The organism is Kitasatospora sp. NPDC002040 (assembly GCF_040296785.1).
Classification (GTDB): Bacteria; Actinomycetota; Actinomycetes; order Streptomycetales; family Streptomycetaceae; genus Kitasatospora.
This window is the reverse complement of the sequence record NZ_JBEOXV010000002.1, coordinates 509,701-524,929: the sequence shown is the minus strand read 5'-3', so window position 1 is coordinate 524,929 and position 15,229 is coordinate 509,701. Positions and strand designations below refer to the sequence as shown.

Sequence of the window (15,229 nt, the reverse complement as noted above, 5' to 3'; positions counted from 1 at the left end):
CCCGCAGCCGCCGCGCGGTGCCACCCGGGCCCCTGGTACGGCACTAGCCTGACGGTATGGAGCAACGGGACGGTGTGGAGATCATCGCGTTCGCCGACGGCGCGGCGTTCGAGAGCTGGCTGGCCGAGCACCACGGCCGGGCGGCGGGGGTGTGGGTGAGGGTGGCGAAGAAGGACTCCGGCATCCCCACCGTCACCGACCAGGAGCTGGTCGACATCGGGCTCTGCTACGGGTGGATCTCCGGCCAGCGGCGCTCCCTCGACGCGCAGTGCTATCTGCAGCGGTACGTCCCGCGCCGGGCCCGCAGCCTGTGGTCGCAGGTGAACGTGGACAAGGTGGCCGAGCTGACCGCCGCCGGCCGGATGCGCGAGCCCGGCCTGGCCGAGGTCCGCCGGGCCCAGCGGGACGGCCGTTGGGCGGCGGCGTACGCCTCCCAGCAGAACGCGACCGTCCCGCCCGACTTCACGGCCGCCCTCGCGGCGGAGCCCGCCGCCGCGGCCGCGTTCGAGGCGCTCGGCCAGACGGCCCGCTACCAGGTCATCCTGCCGCTGCTCCAGGCCCTCACCCCGGAGACCCGGCAGGCCCGCCTGACCCGGGCCGTCGGTCGGCTGGCCGGGGCGGGGGACTGACGGCGGGGGACTGACGGCGGTCACTGCGGGCCGGGGGTGACGGTGGACCAGGTGCTGCGGACCAGTCGGAGCGCCTTGGCCTGCTGGGCCTCGGTCGGGAAGTCGGGGACGCCCTCGACGGTCGGCAGCCGGGCGGCGAGGGCCGTGTCGAGGGTGCCGTTCGCGGCCATCACGTCCATCAGCACCGGCCGGGCGTAGTCGACCAGGCGCAGGTTCTGGCCCTCCGGACCGGCGAGGTACTCCTCCCAGAGCCGGGCCGCGGCCGGGTGCGGGGCGTCCTTGTTGACGGCCTGGGCGTAGTACTGGGAGAAGCTGCCGTCGAACGGGATGGACACCTTCCAGTCGGCGGTCGTGGTCCTGAGGTCGTCGGCGTGGCGGAGGTTGAGGTAGTCCCACTCGATGTTGATCGGCGTCCGGCCGTCGGCGATCGCGTCGAGGGTGGAGTTGGTGCGGTTGAAGTTGCCGACCCGGTCGAGCCGGCGGAAGAAGTCGATGCCCGGCCCGATGTCGTCGAACGACCCGCCGTTGGCGAGGGCCGCCGCGTAGACGGCGGCGAAGGCCGAACCGGCGGTGGTGGGCTCGCCGGTGAGCGCGACCATGCCCTTGTACTGCGGTTCGAGCAGGTCGGCGTAGGAGACGGGGCAGTCCGGGACCCGGCTGTGGTCGCAGCCGATCGAGATGTAGCCGCCGTAGCTGTTGTACCAGCGGGCCTGACGGTCCTTCTGGGCCGACGCGATCCGGTCGTAGCCGGCCGTCCGGTACGGGGCCAGCAGGCCCTGCTGCGCGGCGGACTGGGCGAAGGAGTCGCCGAGATCCAGCACGTCGGGTGCCTGGGGCAGGCCCCGGTAGCGCTTGACGTCGTCGATCTCCTGCTGGCTGGAGCCCTCCGGGTTGTCGTTGACGACCTTGATCCCGTACTTCTTGGCGAACCCGTCCATCAGACCGCCGTAGTTCGCCCAGTGCGGGAGCAGCGTGGTCGTGTTGAGCTGCCCCTCGGCTTGGGCCAGCCGGATCAGCGCGGCCAACCCGCCCGCTTCCCGGGCGGAGGCGGCCTGGGCCGCGGGCACCGGTGGTCCGGTCCCGCTTCCGCCGCAGCCGCCGAGGCCGAGCGCCACCAGGCCGAGACAGGTGGCGAGGGCGAGGGTGCGGCCCCGCTGACGTGTGGTCACGACGACGCCTCCCGGAACAAGGACGGGAGAGGGGCCACGGAGGGCTGCTGTCGGAACCAGCGCGGCAGCCGGGCTTCGGTGGCCGGGATGCCGGGCGGTTCGTCAGCTCGGCTTCGGTGCCGGCGCCGCGTGCAGTCCTGAACATCGCGGCAGGGGGGCCGCGAGGGGGCGGATCGCCGAACAATCTCCCGGGGGTGACCGTTACGGATTCCAGCGTACTCGGCAGGCCCGTCCTGCACCGGGAGAGCGGGACGGCGGCCGGAAAAGCGGACACACTCTCCCGTAAACGAACATGTTCGCGCGGCCTCGGCGGGCGGGCCCGATCGGCCCGATGCTTGCATGTGCTCGAATCTGCCCACTAGCATGCACGATCAAGCAGTGGCGGGGCCCGGCGCAGACCGGCCCGCCCGTGCCTCCTCCACGCACGACCGGGATTCTCCCGTAGTTCGCAGGTGCGTCACCTCCAAGCCGTGTCCGGCCGTTCCGGGCGCCGCGCCATGCCCAACGGCGTTGCGGCCCCGTTCACTTGAAGGAGTCATCGATGCGGTTGCTTCGTGGGCGAGACCGCTGTCTCGCCGTGTTCGGTGCGATGGCGATGGCCGTCCCGCTGCTGTCGGGCACGGTGGCGGCCGGCCCCGCCGGTGCCGCAGCGGTGCTGCCCGCCGTCGTGCCCCAGCCGGTGTCGGAGACCGCCGTGGCGGGCAGCGGCTTCACGCTGTCCGCCCAGACCCCGGTGGACGTGCTGTCCACCGACGCCGCCGCGGTCGGCGTCGGCGCCTACCTGGCCGGGCTGTTGGCGCCCGCGACCGGCTACACCCTGCCGGTGGTGAGCACCGCGACGGCGCAGGGCCAGGCGATCGTGCTCGACCCCAACGGCCCGCTCGCGCTCGGCCAGGAGGGCTACACCCTCGCCTCCGGCAGCACCGGTGTCACGGTGACGGCGCACGGGGCGGAGGGCCTGTTCCGCGGGGTCCAGACGCTGCGTCAACTCCTGCCCGCCGCAGTGGAGTCGAGCACGGTGAAGCCCGGGCCGTGGACGGTCGCACCGGTGCAGATCTCCGACGCGCCCCGCTATCCCTACCGGGGCGCGATGCTCGACGTGGCGCGCCGGTTCTACCCGGTCGCGCAGGTCAAGCGGTTCATCGACGAGGCCGCGACCTACAAGATCAACACACTGCACCTGCACCTGACCGACGATCAGGGCTGGCGGATCGCGATCGGTGCGCTGCCGAGCCTGACCACGGTGGGGGCGAGCACGCAGAGCGGCTTCACCGGGGGCACCTCCTGGTACTACACCGCCGCCGACTACCAGGACCTGGTCGCGTACGCCAAGTCCCGCTTCATGACGGTGGTTCCGGAGATCGACGGCCCCGGGCACACCAGCGCCGCGCTGGCCTCGGTGGCCGGGCTGAACTGCAACAACCAGGCGAAGGCCCCGTACTCCGGCTTCGACGTCGGCATCAGCCTCTACTGCCTGGGCGACGCGCAGCACATCGCCGGCGTCGGCTCCTTCCTCAGCACCGTGATCAGCGCGGTGGCGGCCCTCACCCCCGGCCCGTACGTGCACGTCGGCGGTGACGAGACCCCGCAGGCGACGGCGTCCCAGTACGCCGCGTACGTGTCGGCGGCGGCCTCGGCGACCAGCGCGCAGGGCAAGACGCTGATCGGCTGGCACCAGCTCGGCCAGGGGACGCTGCCGGCCGGCAGCCTGCTCCAGTTCTGGGGTGACGCCGCGGACCGCGCCAGTGTGGGCGGTTCGCAGGAGACCGTCGGCATCCGGCAGGTCCGGGCCGGGGTCGCGCAGGGCGCGAAGTTCATCATGTCCCCGTCCGACCACGCCTACCTGGACATGAAGTACGACGCGTCCACTCCCTACGGTCTGTCCTGGGAGGGCTACGTGTCGGTCCAGAAGGCGTACGACTGGGAGCCGACCACCGTCACCGCGACGACCGACGGGACCTCGCCGGTCGTCCCGGCCGGCCGGATCGCCGGAGTCGAGGCGGCGCTGTGGGCGGACCGCGCCTACGCGGGCAGCACCAGCCTGCCGAGCTCGACCGGCCAGTTCCCCGAACCCTGGGTCTACACCGACCACATGAGCTTCCCCCGGCTCCCGGCAATCGCCGAGATCGGCTGGTCGCCGCAGTCCACCCACGACTGGGCCTCCTTCAGCCGGCGCCTCGCCACCCACGGGCCGCGCTGGACGGCGGCGGGCATCAACTTCTATGCCGCGCCCGGCATTTCCTGGCCCAGCAGCGGCACGCCCGGCAGCCTCGACGGGGTGCACACCGTGGCCACGGGCGGCCAGGCGCTGGACGATCCGGCGAGTTCGACGGCGACCGGCCTCCAGCTGGACACCTGGGCCCTGCACGGCGGCAGCAACCAGAAGTGGACCTTCGCCCAGCAGGCCGACGGCAGTTACACCCTCACCAACGGGGCCTCCGGCCTCTGCCTGGACGTCAACGGCGGTTCGATGTCCGCGGGGGCGGCCGTGATCCAGTACACCTGCAGCGGCGGCGCCAACCAGCGCTGGCAGGTCACCGCGCTCACCGGCGGCGGGTACACGCTGGCCTCGGCCAGGAGCGGCCTGCTGCTGACCACCGGCTCCACCGCCAACGGCGCACCGGTGACCCAACAGGCCGACTCCGGCTCCGCGCTGCAGCACTGGGTGGTCGGCTGACGGTGCGCCGGCACCCGACCCGCCGCCGGATCGGCGGGCTGGCCCGTCGGGGCGGAGGTGGCGGAGAATCCGGGTGAGGCAGGGACCGGCCGGTGCTACAGCGACCGGCCGGTGTCCCGCCCGCCCGGCCGCCGACAGGGAGAGGACCGCATGAACCGCAGCCCGGAGGACCAACCGCTTTACGACGTCACGCTCTTCGGTGCGACGGGGTTCGTCGGACGGCTCACCGCCGAGTACCTGGTGGCGCATGCGCCGCCGGGGTGCCGGGTGGCGCTGGCCGGGCGCAGCCGGGCGAAGCTGGAGCGGCTGCGGCAGCAGTTGGCCGTGCGGTATCCCGACCGGGCCGCCGGGCTCGCGCTGGTGGCGGCGGACGCGGCCGATCCGGCGGCGATGCGCGGGCTCGCGGAGTCCACTCGGGTGCTGGCGTCGACGGTGGGGCCGTACGCCTGGTACGGGGAGGAGCTGGTCGCGGCCTGCGCGGCGGCGGGGACGGACTACACCGACCTCACCGGCGAGCCGGAGTTCGTCGACCGGATGTTCGTGCGCTACGGCGCGCTGGCCGCCCGGACCGGCGCGCGGATCGTCCACTCGTGCGGGTTCGACTCGCTGCCGCACGACCTCGGTGCGTACTTCACCGTCCAACAGCTGCCGGAGGGCGTGCCGTTGACCGTCGACGGCTTCGTCCGGACCAAGGCGATGTTCTCCGGCGGGACGCTCGCCTCCGCGCTGGCCGCGATCGGGCGGCAGTCCCAGACCCTGGCCGCCGCCCGCGAGCGGCGGCGGCACGAGCACCCGCCGGTCGGGCGGACGGTCCGGACGCCGCTGGGAGTGCCGCGCCTCAGCCGGGAGACGGCGGCGTGGGCGCTGCCGCTGCCGACCATCGACCCGCAGGTGGTGGGGCGTTCGGCCGCCGCGCTGGAGCGGTACGGGCCCGACTTCCGCTACCGGCACTACGCGTCGGTGCAGACGCTGCCGATGGCGCTGGCGGCACCGGCCGGGCTGGGCGCGCTGGTCCTGGCCGCTCAACTGCCCGCCGTACGTTCGTGGTTGACCAGCCGTTACGCCCCGGGGGACGGGCCGGACGAGGAGCGGCGGGCCCGCAGCTGGTTCCGGGTCCGGTTCGTCGGCGCGGGCGGCGGCCGCCAGGTGTTCACCGAGGTCTCGGGCGGCGACCCGGGCTACGGCGAGACCGCCAAGATGCTCGCGGAGGCGTCCCTCTGCCTCGCCCTGGACGAGCTGCCGAAGACCTCGGGCCAGGTCACCCCGGCGGTGGCGATGGGCGACGCGCTGATCGACCGGCTGGGCGCGGCCGGAATCCGCTTCCGGGTCAGCCGGGTGCGCCGCTCGGGCTGAGCCGGCCGGCCGGGGTGCGGGCCGTCAGGGGCTGCTCTTGATCGTCTTCATGGTCAGGTGCGACTCCAGCCGCAGCACCCCGGGCAGGCCGCTGAGCTTGCGGGTGAGGAAGGCCTCGTACGCGGCGTGGTCGGCCACGGCGACCCGGATGAAGTAGTCGGGGCGGCCGAACAGGCGACGGAACTCGATCACCTCCTCGTAGGAGGCCACGGTCTCCTCGAACTCCTCGAAGCTCTTCCGGTCGGTGGCGCTGACCTCGACGTCGACCAGCACCTCCAGGCCGCGGCCGAGCGCCCCGGGCTCGATCACGGCCCGGTACCCGCCGATGACGCCCTCCTCCTCCAGCCGCTTCACCCGGCGCAGGCACGGCGGCGGGGTCAGGCCGACCCGCTTGGCCAGCTCGACGTTGGTCAGCCGCCCGTCCCGGGCCAGGTGGAACAGAATGTCCCGGTCGATGCGATCGAGATGAGGTTCATTGCGCACAGCCGGATCATAGAGGCATGACCGGCAACCATATGAGGCCGAATCTGGCCTAATGTGTCGGCATGCCCATACTTCCGTCCGCCGTCGGCGCTCCGGCGCCTGCGGCCCCGGCCCCCACCGCCGCCTCGGCCGCCTCGGCCGCGTTCAGGGACTCCGCCTCGGTCGGCCTGGGGCTGGTCCCGCTCGGCCTCGCCTTCGGGGTGCTCGTCACCCAGTCCGGCCTGGCCTGGTGGTGGGCGACGGCGTTCACCGCGCTGGTCTACGCCGGGTCGTTCGAGTTCCTGCTGGTCGGCCTGGTGGCAGCCGTCGCACCGCTGGGGACGGTCGCCCTGACCGCCCTCCTGGTCAACATCCGGCACGTCTTCTACGCGCTCTCCTTCCCGCTGCACCGGGTGCGCGGGCGCCTCGGCCGGACGTACAGCACCTTCGCCCTGACCGACGAGGCGTACGCCCTGACGACCGGTCAGCAGGCCCGCTCCTGGCCCGGCGGCCGGATCCTGTGGCTCCAGTCGTTCATGCACCTGTACTGGGTCGGCGCCGCGACGGCCGGCGGGCTGCTCGGCGCGCTGATCCCCGCCGGCGTCACCGGCCTGGACTTCGCCCTGACCGCCCTGTTCACCGTCCTGGCCCTGGACGCGGTGCGGGAGCAGCGCGGCGACCTGTCCACCCCCGTGCTCGCGCTGCTCAGCGCGCTGGCCGCCCGCGTCCTGGTCCCCGGCCAGATGCTGCCGGTGGCCTTCGTCCTGTTCACCGCCGCGCTGCTGGCCCGGCACCTCAGCACCCGGAGGGCGGCCCGCGATGCCTGACACCCGCTACCTGCTCGCGGCGGTCGCCGTCTCCACCGCCGTCACCTGGGCCCTGCGCGCCCTGCCGTTCGCCGTGCTGGCCCCGCTGCGGGCCAGCAGCACGGTGCGCTACCTCAGCACCCGGATGCCGGCCGGGGTCATGGTCATCCTGCTCGTGTACTGCCTGCGGGACCTCCCGCTGACCCAGCCCCGCGCCGTCGCCCCGCTCGCCGCCCTGGCCGTCACGGTCGGCCTGCACCTGTGGCGCCGCAACGCCCTGCTCAGCATCCTCGGCGGCACCGCCGTCCACGTGGCCCTCGCCAGCGCGGTCTTCACCGGCTGAGGGCGTCCGCAGGCCGGCCCGCGACGGCCGACACGGTGCGGGGACCGGCCCGACGGGGTGTTAGAAATCCCTGGTGACCGATCAACCGCAGTCCCCGACCGTCCGTGTGTTCGTCGCGCTCGCCCCGCCGGACGAGGCGAAGGACGAGCTGGCGCGGGCCCTGCGGCCCGCCTACGAGGCGTACCCGCGCCTGCGCTGGAACCGGATCGAGGACTGGCACATCACCCTGGCCTTCCTCGGCGAGCAGCCGGTGGCGGCCGTCCCGCTGCTGCGCCCGGCCCTGGCCGGACTCGCGGCCGACCGCCCGCCGCTGCGGCTGGGCCTGCGCGGCGGCGGCCACTTCGACGAGCGGCTGCTGTGGAGCGGGATCGAGGGCGACCTCGACGGGCTGCACCGGCTCGCCGCCGACGTCCGCGACCTGGCCAGGTCCTGCGGCGTCGCCTTCCAGGAGCGGGTGCTGCGCCCCCACCTGACGCTGGCGCGGGCCCGCCGGGACGATCCGGTCGGCGCGGTGCGGGTGGCCGCCTCCCTCGACGGGTTCGCCGGGCGGCCGTGGGCGGCCGAACGCCTCCACCTGGTGGGCAGCAACATCGGCCGGGGCCCGGGGGTGATCCGCTACCGCGACATCGAGGCCTGGACGTTCGGCGGCGGGTCCTGATCCCGGGTCGGCGCGACCCGGGCGGAGAGCGGTCGCAGTACGGTGGGGAGTCGACCGTTCGGACCCTCCCGGGGAGGAGCCACCGCCATGACCGCCGCCAACCGTGAACCGACCACGCTGGGAGAGCTCTTCCCGGCCGACACCGAGCCCCCTGGTCCGGACGTCCGGGCCAAGGTGCGGCTGCTGGTCGCCTCGTACGCGACCGGCCCGGACGACTGCCGGCTGCTGCTGGAGGTGCTCGGCCTGCTGCCGGTCGAGGAGGGCCCGCAGCCGGACTGACCCGGTGTCAGTCCGGCGGCCGAACCGCGGCACGGCCGTGGCTGCACCGTCCTGGGGCCCGGTGCTGCATAGGCTGGCACGGTGAGCACTCTCTCCCGGCGGCTTCAGGTCGCGGTCACGGCGGTGTGGCGGCAGGGCCGGGAGGTGGAGCTGCTGCACCGGTCGATGGCCTTCGCCGCGCTCTGCTTCGTCACCCTCGTCCCGCTGCTGGTGGTGATCGCCGCGGCCTCGCCCACCGGCGGCAGCGGCATCGCCGACTGGGTCACCGACGGCCTCGGGCTGTCCTCGGCGGGGGCGGACGCGGTGACCGAACTGTTCGCCTCCCGCCGGGAGGTGCTGAGCACCACCACCGCCTTCGGCCTGGCCGTACTGGCCGTGTTCGGGGTCAGCCTGATGGCCGCCGTGCAGAACGCCTACGAGCGGATCTGGGAGATCAGACCGGGTGCCTGGCACGCGGTGTGGCGCCAGGCCCTCGCCCTCGCCGGGCTGATCGGCTACGTCCTGGTCTCGGCCTGGAGCGGGGTGCTCTGGCAGGAGGGGCCGGCCAAGCTGGCGGTCCGGGTGGTGACCACGCTGGGCGGCGGGGCGCTGATGTTCTGGTGGCTCCAGTGGCTGCTGCTCGGCTCCCGGGTCGCCTGGCGCCGGCTGCTGCCCGGGGCGCTGGCCACGGTGGCCGCGCTGGCCGGGCTGCGGGTGTTCTCCCGGCTGGTCTTCGCCCCGCTGGTGGTCTCCAACGCGGTCTCCTACGGCCCGGTCGGCACCGTCCTGGTGGTCCAGTCCTGGCTGATCGGCGTCGGCTACACGGTGTACGCGGGCGCGCTGGCGGGCCGCGCCTTCGACACCCACCCGCCGCACCCGCAGCACCAGCGGTGAGCGGGCGGGCGGGGTGTCGCGCCCTTCAGGCTCGGGACACCGACTGGGGGAAGGCGAAGACCTGGTCGGGGTCGTACTGCCGGGAGACCCCTTGCAGCCGGGCCAGGTTGTCGCCGTAGTAGGCGGTACCCCAGTCGGGCAGGGTGGCGTCGATGTAGTTCACGTACGCCCCCGTCGCACCCAGCGCCGCCAGACCGTCCCGGATCGCGTTCACGGCGGCGGTCGCCCCGGCCCGGCCGGCCGGCGTCGTGCTGGCGTAGACCTGCGCGCTGGCGAGCGCGCAGCGGTGCGGGAACGCGGTCGCGTCCGGGGCCAGTCGGGCCACCTCGCCGCCCAGGGAGTCCAGCAGCAGGTCGATCCCGCTGTGACCGGCCATCAGGTCGGCCACGCCGCCCCCGTCCAGGGCCGAGCCGAGCACCCGGGAGGCGGCGACGAAGGAGGAGCGGGGGAGGCGGCCGCCCTCGGAGACCGGGTGGCACTGCGCGACGGTGTCGTTGGCGCAGCCCGCCATGTACTTCATCGCGTCCAGGTAGGACTTGGGCTGGACGCTCCGCGAGGTCGGGCCGGTCCCGGCGGCGGCGACCAGCCGGTCCAGCATCTGGTCCAGCGCGTTCGGCGGGCCGACGTAGCAGCCGCCCACCCGGGCGGTCGGCGGGGTGCCGCCGGAGACCACGCAGTTGGACCAGAGCTCGAAGGGGGCGTCGGCGATCCACTCCTGCCAGGCGCCGATCACCGCCGGGGCCGCACCGGCGGGGAAGCGGAGCGAGAACACGGTCAGGTCCGGGGCGGGCTCGGTGCTGAAGGTGAACCGGGTGACCACGCCGAAGTTGCCGCCGCCCCCGCCGCGCAGTGCCCAGTACAGGTCCGGCTCGGAATCCGGCGCGGCCGTCAGGACCCGCGAGTCGGCGGTGACCACCTGGGCGGACAGCAGCCGGTCGCAGGTCAGCCCGTACTTACGGGTCAGCACGCCGATGCCGCCGCCCAGGGTCAGCCCGCCGACGCCGACGCTGGGGCACGAACCGGCGGGCAGCAGCCGCCCGGCCCGGGCCAGTGCGGCATAGACCTCGATCAGCCTGGCCCCGGCGCCGACCTCGACCGCGCCGTCGGGCCCGACCCGGACCTGGGCCAGTTCGCGCAGGTCCAGCACCAGCCCGCCCTCGGGCACGCTGTACCCGAGGTAGCTGTGGCCGCCGCTGCGGGCCGCGATCGGTACGCCGTGCCCGCGCGCCACCTCCAGGCAGGCCTGGACGTCCGCCGGGGAGGTGCAGCGGGCGACCGCGGTGGGGAACTGACCGTCGTTCAGTTCGTTGTAGCCGAGCCGCTCCACGCCGTACCCCGGGTCCCCGGCCAGCAGCAGCCGGCCCGCCAGGCGTTCCCGCAGTGCCTGCCAGTCCGGCGGGCCGCCGGCCGCCGCGGCACGTCCGGCGCCGGTGCCGGCACCGGCGAGGACCGCTGCGCCGCCCGCCCCCAGTACGGTCAGAAACCTGCGTCGGTCGATCCTCATCCGCCCACCACTTCCGCCGGCCCGCTCGACCGCGCCCGTCGCGCGGCCCCTGTCGCGGTCATCCTCGCGCCGGGGTCCGGCCGGGCTGCGGGTCCGGGCGGAGGACGCGCCGTGATGTCGGCCTCGCGGGGGAACGGCATGGGAGGACTACGAACATCTGGGCGATTTGCCCGGTCTGCACAAATAATTGGCGGGTTTCTCCAGAAATGTCACTCCGCCTGCTACAGTCGTGTTAGTTGCAGTTGTGGTCCCCAGGAACTCTGTGTGCGCCTGCTGTTGTGATCGCAGGCGCATTTCTGTTTTTTCCCGGTTCTTCCCGGGTGGGTCATCATCGCGGCGACTCGGCTCCACACAGGTCGGAGTCGACCCGCACCCCAAGGAGAATTTTTATGGCTAACGGCACCGTTAAGTGGTTCAACGCGGAAAAGGGCTTCGGCTTCATCGAGCAGGACGGCGGCGGTCCTGACGTGTTCGCCCACTACTCGAACATCAACGCCAACGGCTTCCGCGAGCTGCTCGAGGGCCAGAAGGTCGAGTTCGACGTCACCCAGGGCCCGAAGGGCCCGCAGGCCGAGAACATTCGCCCGCTGTAGTTTCTGACTGCGCCGGCCCAGCCGTGCAGTGAGGGGCCCGCTCCGCGTTCACACGCGGGGCGGGCCCCTCGGGCGTTCCCGCCCGCCGTCTCAGTCAGTGGCAGTGCCGGTGAGGTGGGCGAAGACGACGGTGTTGTCGCGGTAGGTGTGTTTCCGGCGGTCGAAGGGGCCGCCGCAGGTGACCAGCCGCAGGGCGGGGTGGCCGGGGTCCTGGTAGACCCGGTCGGCGGGGAAGGCGGCCTGGGGGAAGTCCTCGACCGAGTCCACGGTGAACTGCGCGGTGCGCCGGTCGGCGCGCCGGACGGAGACCGTGTCGCCGGGGCGCAGGCGCTGCAGCAGCAGGAAGATGGCCGGCCCGGTCCTGGTGTCGAGGTGGCCGATCAGCACGGCGGCCCCGGCGGTCCCGGGGGCGGGGGTGGTGGTGAGCCAGCCGGCCTGCTCGGGGTGCTTCATCGTCGGGGCCTGGGGCATCCCGGCGGGGTCGAGGCCGAGGGGTACCAGCGGAGCGTGCACGCCGATGGCGGGGATGTCGACGCCGACCGGCGGGGAGTCCGGCAGGGGGTCCGGCAGCGGCGGATCGGCGGGCCCGGGGGCGGGTGGGATCGGATCCGGCGCGGCTGCCGGTGCCGGCGCGGGCGGGGAGACCACGGTCGGTGAGACGGCGGCCGGGGCCGGCCGCGGACGCTCCCCGGTGAGGGGAGTTCCGCAGCCGGCCCCGATCAGCAGGAACGCCGACAGCAGCGCGGGCAGGGGAGTGAGCAGCAGTGCCCGGCGGTCCGGCACGGGTCAGCGGCGCCGGAGTCCGCGGCGCAGGGCCAGGGTGCCGCCCGCGGCGAGCAGCAGCGCACCGGCGCCGGCGGCCAGACCGGTGACGGGCCCGTTCTCGGAGTCGGTGCCGGCCGGACTGTCCGGGGCGGTGTCGCCGGACTGGAGCGCCGCGTAGCCGCCGCCCGCGTGCGGGCCCTTGCCGGAGTGGCCGCCCGTGCCGCCGCCGCCCGTCCCGCCGGAGGGGGTGATGTCGCCGCTCTGGCCGCCGCCACCGCCGGGCACCGGTGCGGGGCTGCCGCTGGGCGTGGGGGTGGGTGTGCCGGTGGGCTCGGTGGGGCCGGCCTTGCAGCTGTTGGTCAGGACCTTGACCGTGGTGCCGTCGGGGGTGGTGATCCGGATCGTGAAGGTGGCGTCGGTGATGGGCGTGAAGGTGTGCTTGTCGGTCTGGCCGGGGCCGATGAACTTGGAGTACGCCTGCCCGTCGACCGTGGCGGTGTACGAGTACGGCACCCGGGCCCCGTTGGTGGCCGTGAGGGTCACGACCTCGCTCGGGACGGCGGCTCCCAGCACGCACTGGGTGCTGTAGCCGACGGTGATGCCCGCGGCCGCCTGGCTCGCGGTGGGAAAGGCCAGGACGGCGGTCGAGGCCAGGACGGCGAGCGTTGCGGTACGAACTGTTCGCATAGCGGCGGGGTACCTCCGTGAGCCGAGCCAGCATCCGGGGCATGGCTCCATGGACTGCTGGGGTACCACCAGATGACGGCCCGTCATGTCCGCGACGGACCACCGCACCCCGAACGGGCCAGCACAACCACCCGGTCGGCCAGCGGCAGTGGTCCGGGGAGCGGCTTAACACGGTGTCAGCCGCCGGTCAACCTGCAGGAATGCAGCTACCGCCGGGCCGCCCGGTGGGCGAGGGTGGTGCCGGAGCCCGGGGCCGGGCTCCCTCGGGTCACGGGGCCGAGGGAGCCTGGCAGACCGGTACGTCCGGTGCGTCGCGGGTGCGGACGGCCGGGAGCCAGGCGTGGCCCTCGGGGATGGTGTCGATCCAGACCCGGTACCAGCGGGGGGTGCCGATGCCGTTCTCGTCCTCGACCCGGTCGCCGTTGTTGTCGACGCAGTCGGTGCGCAGCACGTCGCCGTGCCAGACCCGGTGGTCGACCACGTTGCCGGCCGCGTACTTGAGGTGCGGATCGCGGGCGAGCCCGAGGCTGCAGGAGGGCAGCCGCTCGGTCAGGTCCTTGCAGTTGCCGTCGATGTTGTAGACCTGGACCGGCCTGGTCGTGGTCCGGGCGGCCGGCGGGTCGGAGGGCCAGACCAGGACGGTGGTGGTGACGGCGGTCGCGAGCACGGCGGCCCCGGCGAGCAGCCAGGGCCGGCGGCTGCGGCGCGGGTGCGGTGCGGCCTGCTCGGCCGCCGCGCGGATGCGGGGCAGCAGGGTCTCCATGGTGTGCCGGGCCCGCTCGGCGGGGTCGGCGGCCAGGCAGTCGGTGAGGACGGCCTGCCAGCCGGGCGCGAGTTCGGGTGCCAGCCGCAGCCGGCTGCGGCCGCTGCCGTACTCGTGCAGGGCGGCCGCCCGGGCGGCCGGGGTGCCGCCGGTGAAGGGCAGGGTGCCGCCGGTGAGCAGTTGGTGGGCGGTGACGCCGAAGGCCCAGATGTCGGTGCCGGGGCGGGTCATGACGCCCCGTTCGCTGAGCTGCTCGGTCCGGCGCTCCGGCGGGAGGTAGTCGGGGGAGCCGAGCGGCGGTGCGTACCCGTGGGTGCCGTCGATCCGGGCGGCCAGGCCGAAGTCGGCCAGCCGGGCGGTGCCGTCGGCCATCAGCAGGATGTTGCCGGGCTTGAGGTCGCCGTGCACCCAGCCGGCCGCGTGCAGGTGCGCGAGTGCCTCGGCGACCTGGACCAACAGTGCTCCGGCAGCGGGGAGTCGACCGTCCTCGGCGTGCTCCTCCAGCAGCTCCAGCAGGCTGCGCTCGGCGCGCTCCATGATCAGGGCGACCGCGCCGTCCAGGGCCGGGACGTCCGGGTCGGAGATCACGGCGGTGCCGAGCACCCGGATCAGGTGCGGGTGGTCGGTGGCCCGGCTGAAGGCGACCTCGCGGTCGGCCGTCTCGGCCAGGGCCCGGGCCTGGCGGGGCGCGAGGCCGGTGGTGGAGAGGAACTTGACCGCGGCCTCGGCCGGTTCGCCGTCGGGTACCGGGCCGGTCCGCCGTGCCAGGTGGACGCTGCCCCAGCCGCCGGCGCCGAGGAAGCCGGTGATCTCCCACTCCCCGACCCGGTAGCCGGGCGGGACGGTCTCCCCGCCGTCGGACGCCGGGGCCGGGGCGGTGGGGTCGGACGTGTCGGTCATCGGGTCTCCGTGCGCGAGGTCGGGCGGGCGGGCAGCAGGCCGAGGTGCTCCTCGCGCACCAGCCCGAAGCGGAGGGCGAGCGAGACCACGGCCTCGCGCTTCCCGTCCATCCGCCGTCCGCCGCTGTCCGGCTGACGGACCCGCAGCTTGTTGCGGGCGAGGTAGTCGATGTGGAAGCTGACGGTGGGTTCGGTGATCTCCTGGCAGCAGGGGTGGCTGCGCAGCCGCTCCACCACCTGGCGGGTGGTGGGCACGGCGGACGCGGACATGTCGCGCAGCCGGGGCTCGCAGAGCGCGACCAGGACCAGGAAGTAGGTGGCCGCCTCGTCCAGCGGGAAGGCCATCAGGGTGGCCGACTCCGGGGACTGCGGGTGCGGGGGCGCGTCGTAGTAGGTGTGCGCGGGCGCGTACACCTGGAAGCTCTGCATGGCGCCGTGGGTGGGCAGCACGATCCGGGCGAACTCGAACGGGATCGGCGCGCCGATCCGGCGGGCGGCGACCCTGATGTACTCGCCGGCGCCCTCCGGGTTCTCCACCACGTAGCCGGCCGAGGTGGAGAAGTTGCTCAGCTGCCAGTGGTCGTCCGAAGCCCTGATCTCCCCGGCCAGCCGGGGGACCGCCGGGTCGGACAGCGTGATCTCCACCGGCCGGTCGGCGCTGCCGCGCCCGAACCGGGCGACTTCGCCCGGGCCGAGCTCGAGGCTGACGGCCGTGGCGCCGTCGGCCTCCCGGACGTGAATCAGAACGCTCCCCATCTCCCACCCCTTC

At 74.0% G+C, this 15,229-nt stretch carries 16 protein-coding genes; 9 read left to right on the top strand and 7 right to left on the bottom strand.

Annotated features, from left to right (window positions below):
* The first annotated feature begins 56 nt into the window (after window positions 1-56).
* Complete coding sequence (locus ABT118_RS07680) at window positions 57-629, top strand: YdeI/OmpD-associated family protein (protein ID WP_350645712.1); 573 nt, start codon at window positions 57-59, stop codon at window positions 627-629.
* 20 nt (window positions 630-649) lie between these two features.
* On the opposite strand, the gene ABT118_RS07675 is transcribed toward ABT118_RS07680, so the two are convergent.
* On the bottom strand, window positions 650-1,798 hold the full coding sequence (locus ABT118_RS07675) for an ABC transporter substrate-binding protein (RefSeq protein WP_502884495.1): 1,149 nt from the start codon (window positions 1,796-1,798) through the stop codon (window positions 650-652).
* 541 nt (window positions 1,799-2,339) lie between these two features.
* On the opposite strand from ABT118_RS07675, the gene ABT118_RS07670 reads away from it, so the two are divergent.
* Complete coding sequence (locus tag ABT118_RS07670; protein ID WP_350645710.1) at window positions 2,340-4,475, top strand: family 20 glycosylhydrolase; 2,136 nt, start codon at window positions 2,340-2,342, stop codon at window positions 4,473-4,475.
* 150 nt (window positions 4,476-4,625) lie between these two features.
* The gene (locus ABT118_RS07665) at window positions 4,626-5,828 is read left to right on the top strand and encodes a saccharopine dehydrogenase family protein (RefSeq protein ID WP_350645708.1); all 1,203 of its coding nucleotides are present in this window, start codon (window positions 4,626-4,628) and stop codon (window positions 5,826-5,828) included.
* 24 nt (window positions 5,829-5,852) lie between these two features.
* Here ABT118_RS07665 and ABT118_RS07660 read toward each other — a convergent pair whose 3' ends face one another.
* The gene (locus ABT118_RS07660) at window positions 5,853-6,311 is read right to left on the bottom strand and encodes an Lrp/AsnC family transcriptional regulator (RefSeq protein WP_350645706.1); all 459 of its coding nucleotides are present in this window, start codon (window positions 6,309-6,311) and stop codon (window positions 5,853-5,855) included.
* A 62-nt stretch (window positions 6,312-6,373) separates the two neighbouring features.
* Here ABT118_RS07660 and ABT118_RS07655 point away from each other — a divergent pair, with 62 nt between their 5' ends.
* The 5 genes from ABT118_RS07655 (at window position 6,374) to ABT118_RS07635 (ending at window position 9,249) form a co-directional block, all read left to right on the top strand.
* On the top strand, window positions 6,374-7,117 hold the full coding sequence (locus ABT118_RS07655) for an AzlC family ABC transporter permease (RefSeq protein WP_350645704.1): 744 nt from the start codon (window positions 6,374-6,376) through the stop codon (window positions 7,115-7,117).
* A complete protein-coding gene (locus tag ABT118_RS07650; RefSeq protein ID WP_350645703.1) occupies window positions 7,110-7,439 on the top strand; it encodes a branched-chain amino acid transporter permease in 330 nt (109 codons plus the stop codon). The genes ABT118_RS07655 and ABT118_RS07650 overlap by 8 nt, the downstream gene beginning before the upstream one ends.
* A gap of 73 nt (window positions 7,440-7,512) precedes the next feature.
* Window positions 7,513-8,097: an RNA 2',3'-cyclic phosphodiesterase gene (thpR, locus tag ABT118_RS07645; protein WP_350645701.1), complete on the top strand. Its 585-nt coding sequence runs from the start codon at window positions 7,513-7,515 to the stop codon at window positions 8,095-8,097.
* 87 nt (window positions 8,098-8,184) lie between these two features.
* On the top strand, window positions 8,185-8,376 hold the full coding sequence (locus ABT118_RS07640) for a hypothetical protein (RefSeq protein WP_350645700.1): 192 nt from the start codon (window positions 8,185-8,187) through the stop codon (window positions 8,374-8,376).
* A gap of 81 nt (window positions 8,377-8,457) precedes the next feature.
* Window positions 8,458-9,249 (top strand): YhjD/YihY/BrkB family envelope integrity protein, encoded by a 792-nt coding sequence (locus tag ABT118_RS07635; protein ID WP_350645698.1) that lies wholly within the window; start codon window positions 8,458-8,460, stop codon window positions 9,247-9,249.
* A 25-nt stretch (window positions 9,250-9,274) separates the two neighbouring features.
* Here ABT118_RS07635 and ABT118_RS07630 read toward each other — a convergent pair whose 3' ends face one another.
* Window positions 9,275-10,753, bottom strand: coding sequence for an FAD-binding oxidoreductase (locus ABT118_RS07630; RefSeq protein ID WP_350645696.1), 1,479 nt, complete (start codon window positions 10,751-10,753; stop codon window positions 9,275-9,277).
* A 389-nt stretch (window positions 10,754-11,142) separates the two neighbouring features.
* On the opposite strand from ABT118_RS07630, the gene ABT118_RS07625 reads away from it, so the two are divergent.
* A complete protein-coding gene (locus tag ABT118_RS07625; protein ID WP_350645694.1) occupies window positions 11,143-11,346 on the top strand; it encodes a cold-shock protein in 204 nt (67 codons plus the stop codon).
* Window positions 11,347-11,436: 90 nt separating this feature from the next.
* Here ABT118_RS07625 and ABT118_RS07620 read toward each other — a convergent pair whose 3' ends face one another.
* The 4 genes from ABT118_RS07620 to ABT118_RS07605 all read right to left on the bottom strand — a co-directional run bounded on the left by ABT118_RS07620 (window position 11,437) and on the right by ABT118_RS07605 (window position 15,216).
* On the bottom strand, window positions 11,437-12,129 hold the full coding sequence (locus ABT118_RS07620; RefSeq protein ID WP_350645692.1) for a class F sortase: 693 nt from the start codon (window positions 12,127-12,129) through the stop codon (window positions 11,437-11,439).
* Between the two features lie 3 nt (window positions 12,130-12,132).
* A complete protein-coding gene (locus tag ABT118_RS07615; protein WP_350645690.1) occupies window positions 12,133-12,798 on the bottom strand; it encodes a hypothetical protein in 666 nt (221 codons plus the stop codon).
* A 268-nt stretch (window positions 12,799-13,066) separates the two neighbouring features.
* On the bottom strand, window positions 13,067-14,461 hold the full coding sequence (locus ABT118_RS07610) for a protein kinase domain-containing protein (RefSeq protein WP_350645689.1): 1,395 nt from the start codon (window positions 14,459-14,461) through the stop codon (window positions 13,067-13,069).
* The gene (locus ABT118_RS07605) at window positions 14,458-15,216 is read right to left on the bottom strand and encodes a serine/threonine protein kinase (protein WP_350645687.1); all 759 of its coding nucleotides are present in this window, start codon (window positions 15,214-15,216) and stop codon (window positions 14,458-14,460) included. Before ABT118_RS07605 ends, ABT118_RS07610 begins: the two co-directional genes overlap by 4 nt.
* Window positions 15,217-15,229: the final 13 nt, after the last annotated feature.

Coding starts and splice junctions, on each gene's coding strand:
- ABT118_RS07680 (WP_350645712.1), top strand. CDS start 57: ATGGAGCAACGGGACGGTGTGGAGATCATCGCGTTCGCCGACGGCGCG.
- ABT118_RS07670 (WP_350645710.1), top strand. CDS start 2,340: ATGCGGTTGCTTCGTGGGCGAGACCGCTGTCTCGCCGTGTTCGGTGCG.
- ABT118_RS07665 (WP_350645708.1), top strand. CDS start 4,626: ATGAACCGCAGCCCGGAGGACCAACCGCTTTACGACGTCACGCTCTTC.
- ABT118_RS07655 (WP_350645704.1), top strand. CDS start 6,374: ATGCCCATACTTCCGTCCGCCGTCGGCGCTCCGGCGCCTGCGGCCCCG.
- ABT118_RS07650 (WP_350645703.1), top strand. CDS start 7,110: ATGCCTGACACCCGCTACCTGCTCGCGGCGGTCGCCGTCTCCACCGCC.
- ABT118_RS07640 (WP_350645700.1), top strand. CDS start 8,185: ATGACCGCCGCCAACCGTGAACCGACCACGCTGGGAGAGCTCTTCCCG.
- ABT118_RS07630 (WP_350645696.1), bottom strand. CDS start 10,753: ATGAGGATCGACCGACGCAGGTTTCTGACCGTACTGGGGGCGGGCGGC.
- ABT118_RS07625 (WP_350645694.1), top strand. CDS start 11,143: ATGGCTAACGGCACCGTTAAGTGGTTCAACGCGGAAAAGGGCTTCGGC.
- ABT118_RS07615 (WP_350645690.1), bottom strand. CDS start 12,798: ATGCGAACAGTTCGTACCGCAACGCTCGCCGTCCTGGCCTCGACCGCC.
- ABT118_RS07610 (WP_350645689.1), bottom strand. CDS start 14,461: ATGACCGACACGTCCGACCCCACCGCCCCGGCCCCGGCGTCCGACGGC.
- ABT118_RS07605 (WP_350645687.1), bottom strand. CDS start 15,216: ATGGGGAGCGTTCTGATTCACGTCCGGGAGGCCGACGGCGCCACGGCC.